This window comes from Sulfurospirillum halorespirans DSM 13726 (genome assembly GCF_001723605.1).
GTDB classification, from domain to species: domain Bacteria; phylum Campylobacterota; class Campylobacteria; order Campylobacterales; family Sulfurospirillaceae; genus Sulfurospirillum; species Sulfurospirillum halorespirans.
The window spans coordinates 1,337,267-1,353,948 of the sequence record NZ_CP017111.1 but is presented as its reverse complement, the minus strand read 5'-3'; the positions used below and the strand labels follow the sequence as shown (position 1 = coordinate 1,353,948).

The following is a 16,682-nucleotide window of genomic DNA, read 5'->3' as shown; positions in this document are numbered from 1 at the left end:
GAACGACACCGTGGGTAAAAAATGTAAAAAAGTAGTCTGTGAAGCCGGTGAAAAATGGGCAGTACCTTTCTCTGACTTTTTCAGTCTTTTACTCGCTCTTTTCATTGCCCTCTTTGCCATTGCTTCAACCAATACCGAAAAGATGAAAGCTCTCAAAGAAGAGTTCGTCAAAATCTACGACTACAGTGCTAAGCCTGAAGAGGCAACCCCTGTTATGAATATGGCAGTTAAATCAGGAGAAGCGTCAAAAGATCAAGATAAAGACAAAGGCAATGCGGGGGGAAGTTCTGCTCAACTTGAAGAGATTGCAAGATTGGCTCAAATGATTGAAAAAATGAACATCGGCGAGGGCTCTTTGGAGCAAAAAATCGATGGTGCCATCATCAAACTTCCGACAAAAATGCTTTTTGCACAAGGTTCTGCTGAAATTATCAACAGTGATTCCATGCTTTTCTTAAAACGTGTCTCCGACATTATCGCGATGCTTCCTAAAAATGTTGAAGTGATCGTCAAAGGGTACACCGATACAACTGCACTTCCAAGTGGTTCTAAATTTCAAGACAATTTAGAACTTTCAACGGCTCGTGCAAATGCAGTCATTCGCGTTCTTGTTCGCAATGGCATTGCCAAAGATCGCTTAAGCTCCGCAGGTTATGGAGAGACAAAACCACTTGCAAGCAATGACACGGCAGAAGGTCGTGAAAAAAATGGACGCGTTGAGTTTACCATGCGCATCTCAGGCCCTGATAACGCTGCTAAAAAGTCTATTTTAGACACACTCAATACGATTAATAAAAAAATAGAGTAGTTTTACCTCCTTTGAGGTAAACTATTTATCTTGTTTAATCAAGTTCTTGCAAAACTTTTTTTATAATACCACTCGCCTCTTTAAAGGCAAAAATCTTTACATGTAATGAGCTTTCACGATGATTCAAGTCACTAATCTTTCCAAACACTTTGGGGCACAAACCCTTTTTGAACCTATCAGCTTTATGCTCACGAAAGGCAATAAAATAGGCTTTGTCGGACGCAATGGCTCTGGTAAATCCACCCTTTTTAAAATCCTTTTAGGCGAAGAAGAAGCCGATTCTGGCGATATTCTCATCCCAAAAAACTATACGATTGGCGCTCTTCGTCAGCATATCGAGTTTACCCATAAAACCGTACGCGCTGAGTGTGCTTCTGCGTTACAAGGCGATGAAGTCTTTGATGTCTACAAGATCGAGAAGATGCTTTTTGGTCTGGGCTTTTCCCAAGAAGATTTAGACAAAGATCCGATGAGTTTTTCGGGAGGCTATCAGATTCGTCTCAATCTTGTCAAACTGCTGGCAACCAACCCATCCTTACTTCTTCTCGATGAGCCGACCAACTACCTTGACATCGTCTCAATGCGCTGGCTTCAAACCTTTTTGAGGGAGTTTAAAGGCGAGATCATTCTCATCACCCACGATCGTGACTTTATGGACGCCGTTACCACGCACACAATGGGACTTCGTCGTAAAAGCTTGATGATGATTGAGGGAAACAGTCACAAGTACTATGCCAAACTCGAAGAGGACGATGAGCGTTACCTTAAAACCAAAGCCAATTTGGACAAGAAGCGTGCTGAACTCGAAGACTTCGTGACGCGCCAAAAAGCGCGCGCTTCCAAAGCGGTCATGGCACAAAGTAAAGCCAAACAGCTTGAAAAAATGGGCGAAATGGATGATCTTGAAGAAGAAAGCAATCTCTCATTTTCGTTTAACTACAAAAAAACACCTGCCAAAATCGTCCTCGATGCTCACGATGTCCGCTTTGGGTATGACCCCGAACATCCTTTGTTTCAAAACCTCTCATTTAAACTTGAAAAAGGCAAATGCCTTGCGATCATCGGTAAAAATGGTAAAGGAAAATCAACCCTTCTCAACGTTCTAGCAGGCGAACTACAACTGCAACACGGAAGCCTGAACTATCATCCTGAGACTGCGTTTGCACACTTTGGACAAACAAATATTCAACGACTCAATCTTAAAAATAACGTTATGGATGAAATTTACGAGGTTGACCCACTGCTAGGCATCACCAAAGTACGTGCCATTTGTGGTGGTATGATGTTCAGTGGCAAGATGGCAGAAAAAGAGATCAACATTCTCTCAGGAGGTGAGCGCAGTCGCGTCATGCTGGGTAAAATCATCGCGACACCTGCGAACCTTCTGTTTTTGGATGAGCCAACCAACCACCTTGATATGTACTCCATCGACTCCTTGTGTGAGGCGATCAAAAGCTTTGAGGGCTCCACCATTTTAGTCACCCACTCGGAGATGATGCTTCGAGAATTAGCCGACGCTCTCATCATCTTTCATCATGACAAAGCCGAGTTTTTTGATGGCAATTACGATGAATTTTTAGAGAAAATCGGTTGGGAAGAAGAGAGCGAAAGCGCTCCTAAAAAAGTAGTTTCCAATGATTACAATGAGAGTAAAAAGCTTCGTGCCAAACTCATCCAAGAACGAAGCTTTAAACTCTCCCCGCTTAAAAAACAGATCGAGCAGTGTGAAGCAACCATCATGAAGCTTGAAGAAGCAATGAAAACCAAAAATGAAGCCCTTATCGCGTGTTCATCGGGAAATGACATCGGTGAATTGCAACGCCTCTCCAAAGAGTTAAAAAATGATGAAGCGTCGCTTGAAAAACTCTACGAGCAGTTTGAATGCTTACATGTAAACCATGACGCGCTTTTTGAAGCGTATGAAACGCAATTGAAAAACATTCAAAATTAGTGTAGAATTGCAGAAAAAGCAAAGGTGAAATAGTATGCGTGACTTGAAAGAACTTCTTTTAGAGAGCGGTTGCTCCAGCGAATTTATCCTCGAGGCGATGCGTTTTGAGCATCTCTATACCGGAGATATCGATGCGTTTCTTGACAAAGTTGAAGATATTTTAATGAACGAAGAGGACTATGAAGAAGGCTTAGAAGAAGACGAAGAAGATTTTGATGAAGAGGAAGACGATCCGATTTATCAAAGTGACTACAACTATGATGGCAACGAAGATAACATCTACTTTGAAGACGAAGACGGTGAAGAGGCTTTTGAAGATGACGAGGATGAAGAGTAATCTTCACACCTCGATAGCAAAACCCTTTTCAATGTAAGGGTATTTCAGCCTTATTTTTTTTACATGTAAAGGAAGTAAGGTTTTACAACTCGCGTGAATCAGATAGCCTTTCTTAGGGGAAACCTCGTCAATATATGCCCCAGCACTCTCCCAATTCAGATGTTTTTTCGACTCAAACCACGGTGTATACGCTGCGTCTATAAAAAGATAATCGATGTTTTGTGCTTTCAAATAGGCAAGCGATTGCTCAGGAATGCTCTCACAATCGGTCAAATACGCCACAACACCTTTACATGTAAAGATCACGTAACCATGCGTTGGCTTTGAGTGAAAGAGCGGTACTGCAACAATTTTAACGCCCTCAATCTCAATGGACGAAAAGGGTTCAAGCACGAGGTAATCAATGGAATCTTTATGCAGAAAAAGATCGCCAAACCCGTGTTCGTCGCTAGGAATGTAGCATGTAATCGAATCCACTGACTTTCGTAAACGAAGCAATCCCAAGCAGTGATCGGCATGAAAATGGGTCAGAAAAACTGCGCGAATCTTCGTCGTATTAAACGTTTCACACAAAAGATCATACCCTGCGTCAAACAAAATGACACTGCCATCGTCTAGCTCTAAATAAGCACTCGTCGAACGATTGCTCACCCCTTCAACACGTGCAGCTTCACAAATTGCACAATGACACTGATGCAGTGGAATGCCACCCGTATCGGCGGTTCCTAAAAATTCAAATTTCAAAGAGTTTTCCTACGCGTTTTTTTGTTTTTCGTTTAACATTTGGTTGAGCAAACCAAAAAGCGTTTTCGATGCCTCTTCGGCTTTAACAAAATGGTTTATCACGACACTGATGTCGTTCAAACAGGTTCCCTCTTTAACGCATTTGATCGCTTGGTTGATCTCACCATGAACAATTTTATGCGGTTCGTCCAACGCTTTAAACGCAGATGTCGCACTAAAATTCTCTTTGCCAACTCCTGCGTACCATTTACCCAAACGACAATTGGTATGATCACTCAGCTCTTTGTGCTCTTTATCAAACACGGAGCCATACCCTGCAACTTTAAAAAGAACGTGATCCAGTTTAGCCAACGCCGTAAAGACTTCAAAACTGATGTTTTGAGAGTCATCTTGAATCGTGGTTGCACTGTGTTGCAACGCATCGAATTCAACTTTAAAATTTTCAATGTGTTGGTTAGACTCTACCGCAACACTCTCAACCTCTTCGTTTTGTTTAAACATTAAATTGGCATTTTGTTTGAGCACATTGATGTTCATCTCAACTTCAGCCGTCGCTTTTTGCGTTCGCTCAGCCAATTTGCGCACTTCATCTGCAACGACCGCAAAACCACGTCCATGCTCCCCTGCTCTGGCTGCTTCGATCGCGGCATTGAGTGCCAGCAGATTCGTTTGATCGGAAATATCTTTGATCAGATTGATCACACTGGCAATTTCATCGACACTATGGTGAAGATTTTCCGCCATATGACGTGATTCGACTGCGGAGTGTGAGATGTTTGACAGTGAGCTTAACAGGTTGTTGGAGATCGCATTGAGATTCGTGATGCTTTCTACCGTAGAAACACTGATCTGCACGATCTCTTTGGAAGCTTCAAGGTTTTGTTCGATGTCATGCTGAATCTCTTTCACACTGTTACCACAACCACTCAACATACTGTTGATAAGCTCGGTTTTCAGGCGGTTTTCGCTAAGGGTTCTGCGGGTGTTTTCTTCAGATTGTAGGAGTTTTTCCAGTTGAACCTGTAAAGTCGTTGCTTCGTGTTTTAAGCGTTCATTTTCAGCGCGTAAACCTACATTTTCTTCATGAAGTAAGGCTTTATCTCGTCCAAACATACGATTCCTTTTTGTATAAATAGGGTTAGATTCTACCGTAAGCCATCCCTAAGAATGCTTACATGTAAAGGTTACTTTTTACTGAAATTGCCCAAGTTTGATATTGAGATTTTCCGCCAACTTTGAGAGATGATCGGCAGCACTTGCGATCTCTTCTGCACTTCTAGCATTCTCACTCTAATAGCTGTTTGGATAGACGCATATTCAACTCCTTTTGTTAATTTGATTTTTGTGTAATCCATACTTTAATTATGCTTATTATAATGATCTTCAATGGAGCATGGTTGTGAGTGCGTTAGAAAGTTTTCAAAATTTTCCCAAGCGTCTAAACTAAAATCTTTTAAGGCAAAATGCTTCATACTGACATCAATACCATTAAAGCCAACGCTAATTTTCTCTTTGACTTGCGCTTCATCAATTTCTACATGTAAAGCATTGAGCACCACAAAGTCATCACCGAAAATTCGAAATATAAAAGGCGTATGAAAGAGTATTTTTAAGCGAAGAGCAACTTCGCTTAGCAGTTTATCGCCTAACTTCCAACCAAAATTTTGATTGTATGTGTGAACATGATGGAGTTGAATAAAATAGCAACACCGAAAGCGTTTACTAGTATGATTGTTATGTAAAAAATAGCTAAGATACTCTCCGCTGTAAGCAGAGGTCAATGTGTCTTTGTAAAAATAGGCAAATCGCTCTTCTTGAACACCTGTTTCAGGTAATTGATGAATAAATACAAGCTCTTGGTAGGTACTAAAAACTTTGACGGCAATTCCCACGATCAAAGGATCAAACTGTGTTCCACTGCACTTTTGCAACTCTTTAATAGCACTAGCGATACTCTTACGTGGCTTGTAAATACGGTTCGTTGTCATTGCATCAAAAGCATCAGCAATCGCAATAATGCGTGAGAGAAAAGGGATGCAATCGCCTTTGAGACCATCTGGATACCCTGTTCCGTCAAAATATTCATGATGGTGGCGCACAAGAGGCATATACGGTTTAAAAGCAGAGATAAAACTGAGCATTTTTTCACCATCAGTAGAATGATTTTTAATGATAGCATACTCAGTACGATTGAATTTCCGAGGTTTAAGTAAAATGGATTCTGGCGTTAGAAGTTTTCCAATATCATGTAACAGTCCTGCTTGATAAACTCTGCTTTGTTCATCGTCACTACACCCCATCGCTTCAGCAATTTTGGTACTATACATTGCCACACGTTTGGAATGACCCGCAGTATAGGCATCTTTTTCCTCAATAATGGTTGTAAACATCTCCACAATTTCTTGCTCAATGATCGAAAAAGTATTCACATCAGACTCTTTTTTTATTTTTTAAGCAGACGTAATTATGGTGTTAAATGAATAATACATAATTAAATATTAAAAAAAGATAATCTATTATAATAGAGTGTTTAAGATGTAACATCTTTATCATAAATACGATAAAACGTTTCAAAAACATCTACTCTACGGTAATAGATTGTAATGAAGTTTCAAGAATACTAGACTTCATCGTTCTTAAAAATCTATCATAATAGAGTAAGCACCATGAGAAAAAAATTTAATGATATTAATATTTCAGCAGTCGAGTGTAGCGTTGAAGAGACCAAACTCTTCTATCAAAAGATAGCCCGCAAGGTTCAGCAAATCCGAAAAAAAAGAGGGTTGAGCCAACTTGAACTCTCCTACCTCATAGGCTTCAAATCAACATCGCTCGTAGCAGGTGCGGAAGCTGGGTACAGCAATATCCGCTTTTCGTTAGAGCACCTCTATAAAATTGCCAAAGTATTGCAAGTAGAGGTTAAAGAGTTTTTTGACTAATTAGATCAATTTAAAAGCAACCAAACTCACCGCCATCACCATCATACCAAGAACAATGCCTAAAATAGTCGTATGGGCATTACCATACACTCTAGCGGAGGGTAAAAGCTCGTCAAACGAGATGTACACCATAATGCCTGCGACAATACCAAAGGTAACCCCAAGTGTAAGTTCTCCCATAATAGGAAGCAGGAGAAAAAACCCAACCAATGCACCAACGGGTTCTGCCAAACCTGAGATAAACGCATACCAAAAAGCACTTTTACGATTTCCTGTTGCATGGTAGATGGGCAAAGAGACCGCCATTCCCTCTGGAATATTGTGAATCGCGATGGCAAGTGCTATGGTAACGCCAACATGAACATTTTCAAGTGCGGCAATAAATGTGGCAAAACCTTCTGGAAAATTGTGAATCCCAATCGCAAGAGCCGTAAAAATACCAGTACGTTTGAGCGCTGAATCTTTCAGCACCGAGTGTTGGTTACCCTCTTTGAGCACACTGAGTTCTTTATTGGATTTGGGTTCATGCGGGTTGACATCATCAGGAATCAACCGATCAATGATGGCACTCATGCCGATGCCTCCAAAAAAACAGACCAACGCAAAAGACTCTCCAATGATGGGGCTCGCATAGATCGTAGTAAATGCCATTTTAGATTTATAAAGAATCTCAACAAAGGAGACATAGACCATCACGCCTGCTGAAAATCCTAGACCGATCGATAAAAAAGTGTGGCTTTTATTTTTGGAAAAAAAGGCGATGAGTGCGCCAAATCCTGTGCTAAGCCCTGCAAACAGGGTGAGAAGAAAAGCAGGTATGAACTGCTCTAACGTGACATCGATCATACCTGTTCCTTGTTACTTCATTGATTTTTTAAGATCACTGATAAATTCAGTAATGTCATCGTGTAAGTTTTGAAGGTCCTCTTCGTGCATGACTTCATCCGCCAAAATCTGCGACATTATATCGTAGGTAACGATATCTTTATTGCGTGTAAGATCGACAATGCTTGAGTAAGTTGCAATCGCACACTGCTCACCTTTGATGGAGTCATTTAAAACGGCAACGACATCAAAATCATTGGGAGCATCGTAACCACAGTTGCTCTGTTTGAGCCAATCCGCTGGATGGAGTAGTGGAGCACCGCCCAATTGGATGATACGATCGGCTATCATCGTGGCATGTCGCAATTCATCGGCTGCATGTTGTACAAGCTCCGCAATGGCAGCATCTTTCATCAACCCTTTAACGACTTTTGCTTCAATAAAATACTGGTAGTACGCCAACCACTCATCGGCATATGCACGATTAAGCGTTGTAATGATCTCTTGAACTTCGATACCTTTAATAATAGAATTTCCAACTCTTGCCATGATTGACTCCTTGTATGGTAATGAGTTATCTTACTCTATCAAAACTAAAGTCTATATTAAATAATAATTTTTATTATTTAATGAAGTCAATCTTAGCGCTATTGATCATACGTTGAACATCCATTTGGCTTATCGCATCGATCAGTGATGTGTGAAATGTTCCCATTCCTTGGCTTTTATTGGCTATCTCACCCGCAATGGACATAGTTAGAATACCTGCAATAGCACTTGCTAGAGCTTTGTTTGAAGCGCCTAGAAAACTGCCGATGAGCGAACTGCTCATGCACCCTGTTCCTGTCAGTTTCGTCAGAGCCACATCGCCGTTGTCAAGGCTGTAAGTACTCACGCCATCTGATACAATGTCCATTTTGCCCGTAATGGCAATCACACAATCCAATTTTTTCGCTAGCGTTAAAGCGATTTTAGCGCCATCGCTCTCCTCATCCAAGGAGTCAACGCCTGCGCTTTTGGCTTCAAGCCCTGCAATGGTTTTGATCTCTGCCATATTGCCGCGAATCACACTAAAAGAGATTGTATCCATGAGCTTTGCAACACTCTTGCGACGAAACGGTGTTGCACCCACGCCGACAGGATCAAGCACCACGGGGATGCCTTTGGCGTTTGCTGCTCTGCCCGCTTTGAGCATGGAAGCGATGATGCGCTCGTTAGCTGTGCCTATGTTCAGTACCAGCGCATCGCAAATGCCGACCATCTCCTCTACTTCACTGAGTTCATCTGCCATAATCGGCGATGCACCCATGGCTAAAACAACATTAGCGCAGTCATTGACCGTGACATAATTGGTAATGTGATGAATGAGCGCACGCTTGTTTTGTAAAGCTTCAAATACTTCGTTTAGTTGCTCTTGAATGTCCATGATGAAATTGCCTTTTTTGAAATGATAAAAAGGATGCTTGTTGCAAGCATCGTCGGAAGCGTTGAGCCCAAAGGAAGATCGAGAGTAATGAACTGATAATAAAGCGCAACACCAATTGCCCAGACAATAAGTGAGCCTACATGTAACGCTAACGTAGGTTCGATCTGCTCTTTTTTAAAGATGAAATAATCACTCAGCACAATCGCAAACAATGGTCCAAAGACCGAGCCGATCGCATACAGAAAATTCTCATACTGTTCTATGGGCGTAAACAGTGCGACCAAAAGACCAACAACAGCCAGTACAAACGCGATCTTTCGCTCATTGATCTGTGGGAAAATATTGGTAAAGGTTACGCCTGCGGAGTACGCATCTAAAAAGGTCGTTGTGATGGTGGAAAGTAGCACGATACCAAGAGCCACAAAGCCTAAATGCAGTGCCATCATCATCGTTCCCAGACTCGCATCTTTGGCATACAGCGCGATGGCAAGACCAATGGCATACATCAAAGAACTACCAATAAGATAACCCATAAAACTACCGATAAGCCCGCCTTTTTTGCTCTTCGCAAAACGGGTATAATCCGAAATCAACGGCAACCACGAAAGCGGCATAATGATGCTAAGCTCTAAAGCTGATCCAAAACTCATCTCCCCTGTAGGCTTTACATGTAAAATGCGTCCCTCTTGAAACACAACGCCACACAACACCAACGTAAGCACAAAAAGGAGGCTGACGGCGATGAGATTGAGCTTTTGAAAGCCCACTTTTCCAAGCCAAATCCACAACGCTATCAAGACACCAATAGCAATCGCCCACGTGTTGATGCTATCAAATTCAAAAAGATTGATCCCAAGCTCATTGGCAGCGCGCCCACCTGATATGATCATCACCGCTGTCCAACCGATGAGTTGAAGCACATTGAGAAGTGAAAAAAGATACGAGCCATAACGCCCAAACGAGATGCGTGTGGACATGATGGCAGGAAGATGGCTTTTGGCTCCGATGTAACCACCCAAAATCAAAATCAAACCACCAATCAGATGACCCAAAAGAATTGCTTTTAAACCTTCACTAAAACCCAAAGGCGCTAAAAGTCCACCTGTAAAAATCTCTGCCATCGAGACTGCCGCACCAAACCAGAGTGCGAACAATCCAAAACTACTTAAACTCGTTTTTTCTTCCATCATGATTCCATTCCTGCTTTTGTGTAAAGTGCGTAAAAATGGTGCACAGGTCCCACGCCATGCCCCAGTTTAAATCCATGAGTAATCGCTTCGGTGATATACGCCTTAGCTGCTTCAACAGCACTCTTTACATGTAAACCCTTTGCTAGGTTCGCTGCAATGGCAGAAGAGAGCGTACAGCCCGTTCCATGCGTGTTGATCGTTTCTAATCGTTTGGAGTGTAAAAGATGAAACTGCGCGCCATCGTACAGCACATCGGTCGCATCATTTTCTAGATGTCCACCTTTGACAAGGACGTATTTACAGCCCAGTTTATGCAGATCAAGGGCAGCTTTTTGCATCCGTTCAATCGTGTCAATTTTATACCCTACAATGACTTCGGCTTCGGGAAGATTGGGCGTAATCAACGTTGCCATCGGTAAAAGCATTTCAACGAGTGCCTTTTTTGCTTCGGGTTGCAACAGGTCATACCCACTTTTGGAGATCATCACAGGGTCAATGACGAGTGGCGGCAAAGGGTATTTTTTAAGGGTTGTGGCGATGATTTCTATCGTTTCAGGACGAGAGACCATACCAATTTTGATCGCATCCACGCGAATGTCATCAAAAATTGCTTCGATTTGATGTTGTATCACAGAAGGGTTAATGTCTTGCACATCAAAAACGCCTTGGGTATTTTGCGCCGTAATCGCGGTGATAACGCTCATACCATACGTTCCATTGGCGCTAAAGGCTTTAAGGTCAGCTTGGATGCCCGCTCCGCCACAGCTGTCTGAGCCTGCTATGGTTAAACAATGTTTCATACGTTTTCCTCGTAAAATTGAGTTGAATTGCGTTTACATGTAAGCTTTACATGTAAAGATAATGAAGGTCGTGGAAGGGCTTAAAAAGGAGGATGTGTGTTGGTTTGATTGAGCTTTCCTACGCTGGCATTACCCAGATCAGGTAGATACCAAGCGCATCTATCTATCTCGTCAATAGAACTTTTTAAAAATTGTGTTTGGTAGGCAAAGATGCGCAACCTTGCTAAGTGCAAGGCAAGTATCTTTAACGCCCCAAAGATGATTTTAAAAAAGTTCCCGTAGGGCTTGTCAATCACACGGCGTTTCATTTTGTTGATACTTTTGAGTGTAGTTTGACTACACTTGCAAAGTATCGCCTCATGAAACTTGGTGCTTGACAAGCTATTGATGCGATAGATAGGTGCGCTTGGTATAAGGATCAAAGAATCACCATTCTTTATCTCAGCTGGTTTACCAGCCCTCCTAGCACGAACTATTGCGGACAATTATACTCTGATTTAAAACGATTTTCAAGATGGATAAAATTCGATTCGGTTACGTCCTTTACTTTTTGCTACATAAAGAGCATTATCTGCATATTCAATAACGTTTTGAAGTGCTAAAGAAGTGCTAAAAAGGCATATTCCTATACTTAGCGTTACCGGAGAAGCATACGAGGAGTCTTCGAAAAGTTTTGATTGAATTCTGAGTGCAATATTGTAAATATCTTTTTGTGAAATAGCGGGAAAAAATACGATAAACTCGTCGCCACCATAACGCGCAAAAATATCACTTTCGCGTAAGTGTTCGCTGATTAACTTAACAACATATTGCAAAACATCATCGCCTAAAATATGACCATGGGTATCGTTAATCTGCTTAAAATGGTCAATATCAATCATCATAATAGCAGAAGGTTTGTGATGATACATTTTTGTAAAATGATACTGCACTATCTCTAGAAAATAACGTCTGTTATAGATTTGCGTCAAATCATCGTACTGACTTAGCAGTTCTAACTGACCATTGTGTAACTTTAATTCACATAAACGTTTTTGATAGTAATAAAGTAATAGAAGTATGCCAATAATCAATACTACAATAACAAGCTTATAAAGTGTCTCTTGATCCATCATTACATTTTTGCCAGGAGTTTTTATTTTTAGAATGTTCACTATAGGGAATTTAAAAATGATTCTAACCATTATAAACTTAAATAATACTTCACTATAGGGAAATATATGTTACTGTACAAAGAGTTTTCGAATACAGAAATTGAAGCTTTTTATCGACGTATTGCATACAATGTACAATGTATACGAAAACTAAAAAAAATTACACAGTTGGATTTGGCACTTACCATTGGACACAAGTCGGTCAGCACCATTGCAAAAATTGAAGCTGGCTTGGAAAATAAGCATTATAACATCGAGCATCTTTATAAAATTGCGGCCGTTTTGGAAGTGGATATTTGTGAATTTTTCAAGCCTTGTATTCTTCCAAATAGAGGTTAGATTTAAAATTTCTGAATCCATGTTTTAAGATTTTTTAGACTCATCGGCTTTGCGTACAAATACCCTTGACCTTGTTCACATCCGTGTTCTGCAAGGTAGTCTTCTTGGTCTTTGTGCTCAATGCCCTCCGCCAACGTGGTGATTTTCATATTTTGGGCTAAATTAATAATGGAATTGACAATGGCACATGCGTCTTCAAGTTTGGGGATATCTTTGACAAAGGACATATCGATTTTCAGTTTATTAATCGGCAGTTTGCGCAAATAACTGAGCGAGGAGTAACCGGTACCAAAATCATCGATGGCAATGCTCATGCCTAAATGTTGCATCTCTTTTAAAAGGACAATCCAGCGCTCAGGATCGTGCATGATGAACGATTCGGTCACTTCAATCTCCAGCATCGAAGGATCTACTTTGGTCTCCGCAATCGTCTCTTTGAGGGTGCTTAAAAAGTCACTAAATTCGATCTGAACACCTGAGATATTGACCGAAATCGTACCATTAAAAAGCCTTTCATGATGCAATGAAACCAGATCAATGCAGGTCTGTTTGAGTATCCATGCGCCGATTTCAACGATCAAATGCGTCTCTTCCGAAAATGCGATGAATCTTCCAGGAGGCAAGATACCCTCAAGAGGATGGTTCCATCTCAAAAGTGCTTCAAGGCCTATGAGTTTTCCTGTTTTAAGATCGATTTGAGGCTGATAATAGACCACAAATTGCTTCTCTTTAATCGCCTCTCTGAGGGCATTTTCCATGCCGATGCGCTCATACGACGCTATTGTCATATCGAGCGTATAAAATGTATAGGTGTTTTTACCTGCCTCTTTGGCCTTATACATCGCCGTATCTGCATTTTTAATCAGTGTTTCGCCATCGGTGCCGTGATCGGGATAGACACTCACCCCAATGCTGGCAGAGAGAAAGAATTTTTGCGATTTATTGATAAATGGCTCTTCAAAAATCGCTTGAATTTTAGCAATGATAACTTCAATTTCATGTTTTTCTTTGATATTTTCCACCAGCAAAATAAACTCATCCCCGCCAATGCGAGAGAGCGTGTCACAATGGCGAATTCTTCCTTGAAGTCTAAGGGCAAGTTGTTTGAGAATCTCATCGCCATAGGAGTGCCCGTAGCTGTCGTTAATTTTTTTAAAATTGTCCAGATCAAGAAAACAGACAGCGATCATTCCTCCTTGACGTTTACTGTTCTCAATCGCATGCGCGATACGATCGGTGAGAAGCAAACGATTGGGAAGTCCTGTAAGGGCATCATTGTGAGCTAAAAATTCCAGCTCTTTTTCGGACGCGAGCAAACGCTCTTCGTTCGCCTTCTTCTCGGTATTATCGCGCGCTGAAACCACATACGCCATCGGAAGTGGATCATCTTCATTTTCATAATACGGAAAATATTTGGTATGCAAAAAACGCTTACCAAAGGAAGCAAGTGCCCAAAATTCATGCTCAAACGTCTCACCACCGAGGACGCGATCGCTGAGATGTTTTAAGTTTTCAACAAAATACTGCGCGCCATAAAGCTCAGGCATACTGTGCCCAAGAATCTCCTCTTTACGTTTATTGAAAAACTTTTGATACGCTTCGCTGATCGCCAAATAGGTGTAGTTTCGGTCGATCAAGGCTAAAAAGTCATCCGAACTTGAGACGATTTTTTTATACTGCTCTAAATGTTTGTTGCTAAAAATTTTGGCTTTCAGCATGACATTGGCATGGTTTGCAAGTTCTTCAAACTCTTTAAATTTGACTTTTGATGTGTCGATAAGTTGGTCTTTATTGACCAAGGAGTCAAAAAAAGTGATAAAAAGATCAAAATCCTTCCGAATTTTACGGCTAATGATAAGATAAAACCCGCCCATAACAACACTAAAAACAAGCATCCAAAAAAGAATCGAGTAGAGTGTTCGCTTTAACTCTTCGTCAATGGTCATTTTTAATTCAAAAAGCTCATGGTTGAGATCATCCACATAAATTCCGGCACCCACATACCATTTCCAATCATCAATCGATTCCACATAACTCATCTTTGAAAGTGATTTTTGCCCCTTAAATGGAGGCATCATATACTCCACAAAACCGCCACCCTTTTTTGCCTTTTCAATCAACTCTTGAACAATAAATTTGCCATTGCTATCTTGCAAAGCGTACATGTTTTTATTTTTAGCAGGATAAGTGAGTGAAACGCCATCCCACGTTCCAATGAAGAGATAATTACCACTCTGCTTCTCAGCCAAGAGATGCTTCTCATCGTTTAAAATCTTCTCTTGAACTTTGCTCTCCATATCATCAAGGTAAAACCCCGTACCGATCATCCAGTCAAAAGGTTCAAAGAGTTTAACATACGCAATTTTTTTAAAGGTATCTTTGCTCTCCAGTGGTTTACTCCATGCGTAGTCGTAAAATCCCTCTTTGGTCGATTGAATCACATCCAGCATTCCTTTAACAATATACCGTCCTTCACTGTTCACCATTTTGAGCATATTTTGCCCTTCCAGCTCAGGACGATCTGCAAAAAGAATCTCGGTACCATCAAGGTGCGTGATAAAGTAGTAGCCTTTATTGTTTTCATAGCGCAATAATCGCAATGTATCAACGATCATCGTCGCAATTTGAGCATCACTGTGTGTTTTATGATAGGTCTGGTAGAGTTTAGTGGCTATTTCATAGGCTTCGTAAACGCGTGTTTTTACCAATTGTTGTGTCTGCGCATAGGCTTCTTGGCGCTTCTCTTCGATATGTTCAAGAAACCGATCCACTTCGGTGATTAGCATCTTTTTTTTAGAATCGCTATACTCTTTTTGAAGCCGATGTGACTCTTTTTCAAACTTTATTTTGGCGTTGTAGAAACTCAGGGCAAAGAAGGTACTCGCAAATGTCACGAAAAGAATTAAGGCTATGATGTGAAAATAATGGAAAAGGCTTAACTTTTTATGTAAATCCATCGTTGCTCCTTAATTATATTTTTTCTTCACTCTTCCCATCGGCACGTTTAAAAAGAAACATCAAAAATTGAATCAATGTCATAATCACAATGCCTTCCATCAATGCCGCCACGATGAATGAAGCATACTCTTCGCCTCCAATAGCGCCATTTTTGACTGCAATCGTTGCAATAGCAACCAAAAAGGTCAACGGCATCGAATCTCCCAGACTGAAAAGAATTGTTCCGCGAAAACCTAGATAGCTATGGTACGCAGCAAAAGAACTCGCCATGCGAGCCCCCACCATCGCGAGGACAATCCACAGTGCATGCATTAGAATTTGTGTTGTAAAGATCAAGTTAAGATCAAGTGTTGTGCCAACAAAGATAAAAAAGAGCGGTACTAAAAAGCCAAACCCAAACATCGAAAGCTGATGCGGAAGCTCTTTTTTATGCGCAAAAAAGTTTGAGATAAAAATACCGGCGATGAAAGCGCCCAAAACCATGTCGATTTCAAGCCATTGCATCGTGGCAATCAGCACAAAAAAGAGTGCCATACTAAAACGTAAACTTTGATGCATTGTATCGTTATGTGGCATAATAATGCGTTTTAAATTCGGATACCACCAAAAGATGATTTTGAGTAAGCGATAGAGAAAATAGGACGAAAAAAGAACCGCAATAAGCATAACAATGCTTTTAGCAAACTGCCACCCCAAACCATGCGTAATCGCGCCATCAAAAATAACGAGAGCCCCTATACTAATAAGCTCCCCAATAACACCAATAATCAATGAAAGCTCTAACCACTTGTGCTCACGCCCATGCTGATTAATGAGCGCCATAATCATCCCTAAAGAGACAATAGGAATCGCGACAATATACACAGGAGAGAGTCCAAAGATGATGTAGAGAATGAACGAGATACTGTACAAGCAGATAAAATATAAAATAGCTTTTTTCAAAAAACGGTCGCGGTAGTGTAAAAAACGCTGAATGTCGATCTCAAGACCGGCTAGAAACATAAGGTAGAAAAAGCCTATTTTTGCGAGGTTTCGAAAGACTTCGTTGTCTACATGTAAAAGCCCCACCCAAACCGCAAGCGAACCTAGTAAAATTTCAACAACAGGAGTAGGAACGCGAAAAAGGCGTGAAAGAATAGGAGAAAGAACCATCAAAAGCACAACATGCGCTAAAAAGATAAGATTTTCCAAAAACATCCTTTTTTTAGGCT

At 41.0% G+C, this 16,682-nt stretch carries 17 protein-coding genes and 1 pseudogene; 5 read left to right on the top strand and 13 right to left on the bottom strand.

Features of this window, described 5'->3' with window-relative positions:
- Positions 1 to 10 precede the first annotated feature (10 nt).
- The 3 genes from motB to SHALO_RS06730 all read left to right on the top strand — a co-directional run bounded on the left by motB (position 11) and on the right by SHALO_RS06730 (position 3,096).
- Entirely contained in the window at positions 11 to 808 is a 798-nt protein-coding gene (gene motB, locus SHALO_RS06740) for a flagellar motor protein MotB (RefSeq protein ID WP_069477921.1), read from the top strand.
- Between the two features lie 118 nt (positions 809 to 926).
- On the top strand, positions 927 to 2,759 hold the full coding sequence (locus SHALO_RS06735) for an ABC-F family ATP-binding cassette domain-containing protein (protein WP_069477920.1): 1,833 nt from the start codon (positions 927 to 929) through the stop codon (positions 2,757 to 2,759).
- 34 nt (positions 2,760 to 2,793) lie between these two features.
- Positions 2,794 to 3,096, top strand: a complete 303-nt coding sequence (locus SHALO_RS06730) for a hypothetical protein (RefSeq protein WP_084010790.1) — start codon at positions 2,794 to 2,796, stop codon at positions 3,094 to 3,096.
- A gap of 3 nt (positions 3,097 to 3,099) precedes the next feature.
- Here SHALO_RS06730 and SHALO_RS06725 read toward each other — a convergent pair whose 3' ends face one another.
- The 4 genes and pseudogenes from SHALO_RS06725 to SHALO_RS06715 all read right to left on the bottom strand — a co-directional run bounded on the left by SHALO_RS06725 (position 3,100) and on the right by SHALO_RS06715 (position 6,269).
- Entirely contained in the window at positions 3,100 to 3,840 is a 741-nt protein-coding gene (locus tag SHALO_RS06725) for an MBL fold metallo-hydrolase (RefSeq protein WP_069477919.1), read from the bottom strand.
- Positions 3,841 to 3,849: 9 nt separating this feature from the next.
- Positions 3,850 to 4,143 (bottom strand): CZB domain-containing protein, encoded by a 294-nt coding sequence (locus tag SHALO_RS15725; RefSeq protein WP_238585319.1) that lies wholly within the window; start codon positions 4,141 to 4,143, stop codon positions 3,850 to 3,852.
- Positions 4,144 to 4,266: 123 nt separating this feature from the next.
- A pseudogene (locus SHALO_RS15720) lies at positions 4,267 to 4,530 on the bottom strand (methyl-accepting chemotaxis protein); the annotation flags it as partial.
- Between the two features lie 668 nt (positions 4,531 to 5,198).
- Positions 5,199 to 6,269 carry a bifunctional diguanylate cyclase/phosphohydrolase gene (locus tag SHALO_RS06715; RefSeq protein ID WP_069477917.1) on the bottom strand — a complete coding sequence of 357 codons (1,071 nt, stop codon included), beginning with the start codon at positions 6,267 to 6,269 and terminating at the stop codon, positions 5,199 to 5,201.
- Positions 6,270 to 6,506: 237 nt separating this feature from the next.
- Between SHALO_RS06715 and SHALO_RS06710 the strand changes: the two genes are divergently transcribed.
- On the top strand, positions 6,507 to 6,779 hold the full coding sequence (locus SHALO_RS06710) for a helix-turn-helix domain-containing protein (protein ID WP_025344487.1): 273 nt from the start codon (positions 6,507 to 6,509) through the stop codon (positions 6,777 to 6,779).
- Here SHALO_RS06710 and zupT read toward each other — a convergent pair whose 3' ends face one another.
- The 7 genes from zupT to SHALO_RS06675 form a co-directional block, all read right to left on the bottom strand.
- Positions 6,780 to 7,622 (bottom strand): zinc transporter ZupT, encoded by an 843-nt coding sequence (gene zupT / locus SHALO_RS06705; protein ID WP_069479355.1) that lies wholly within the window; start codon positions 7,620 to 7,622, stop codon positions 6,780 to 6,782.
- A 15-nt stretch (positions 7,623 to 7,637) separates the two neighbouring features.
- Complete coding sequence (locus SHALO_RS06700; protein ID WP_069477916.1) at positions 7,638 to 8,153, bottom strand: ferritin-like domain-containing protein; 516 nt, start codon at positions 8,151 to 8,153, stop codon at positions 7,638 to 7,640.
- A 73-nt stretch (positions 8,154 to 8,226) separates the two neighbouring features.
- Entirely contained in the window at positions 8,227 to 9,030 is an 804-nt protein-coding gene (gene thiM / locus SHALO_RS06695; protein WP_069477915.1) for a hydroxyethylthiazole kinase, read from the bottom strand.
- On the bottom strand, positions 9,009 to 10,220 hold the full coding sequence (gene cytX / locus SHALO_RS06690) for a putative hydroxymethylpyrimidine transporter CytX (protein WP_069477914.1): 1,212 nt from the start codon (positions 10,218 to 10,220) through the stop codon (positions 9,009 to 9,011). Before cytX ends, thiM begins: the two co-directional genes overlap by 22 nt.
- Positions 10,217 to 11,020 carry a bifunctional hydroxymethylpyrimidine kinase/phosphomethylpyrimidine kinase gene (gene thiD, locus SHALO_RS06685; protein ID WP_069477913.1) on the bottom strand — a complete coding sequence of 268 codons (804 nt, stop codon included), beginning with the start codon at positions 11,018 to 11,020 and terminating at the stop codon, positions 10,217 to 10,219. Before thiD ends, cytX begins: the two co-directional genes overlap by 4 nt.
- Positions 11,021 to 11,100: 80 nt before the next feature.
- The gene (locus tag SHALO_RS06680) at positions 11,101 to 11,328 is read right to left on the bottom strand and encodes a hypothetical protein (RefSeq protein ID WP_145923239.1); all 228 of its coding nucleotides are present in this window, start codon (positions 11,326 to 11,328) and stop codon (positions 11,101 to 11,103) included.
- Positions 11,329 to 11,529: 201 nt separating this feature from the next.
- The gene (locus SHALO_RS06675) at positions 11,530 to 12,204 is read right to left on the bottom strand and encodes a GGDEF domain-containing protein (protein WP_084010788.1); all 675 of its coding nucleotides are present in this window, start codon (positions 12,202 to 12,204) and stop codon (positions 11,530 to 11,532) included.
- 36 nt (positions 12,205 to 12,240) lie between these two features.
- On the opposite strand from SHALO_RS06675, the gene SHALO_RS06670 reads away from it, so the two are divergent.
- Entirely contained in the window at positions 12,241 to 12,513 is a 273-nt protein-coding gene (locus tag SHALO_RS06670; protein WP_069477910.1) for a helix-turn-helix domain-containing protein, read from the top strand.
- A 2-nt stretch (positions 12,514 to 12,515) separates the two neighbouring features.
- Here the strand turns inward: SHALO_RS06670 and SHALO_RS06665 are convergent, their stop codons facing one another.
- Positions 12,516 to 15,470 carry a cache domain-containing protein gene (locus SHALO_RS06665; RefSeq protein ID WP_069477909.1) on the bottom strand — a complete coding sequence of 985 codons (2,955 nt, stop codon included), beginning with the start codon at positions 15,468 to 15,470 and terminating at the stop codon, positions 12,516 to 12,518.
- A 13-nt stretch (positions 15,471 to 15,483) separates the two neighbouring features.
- A complete protein-coding gene (locus SHALO_RS06660) occupies positions 15,484 to 16,662 on the bottom strand; it encodes a cation:proton antiporter (protein WP_084010786.1) in 1,179 nt (392 codons plus the stop codon).
- Positions 16,663 to 16,682: the final 20 nt, after the last annotated feature.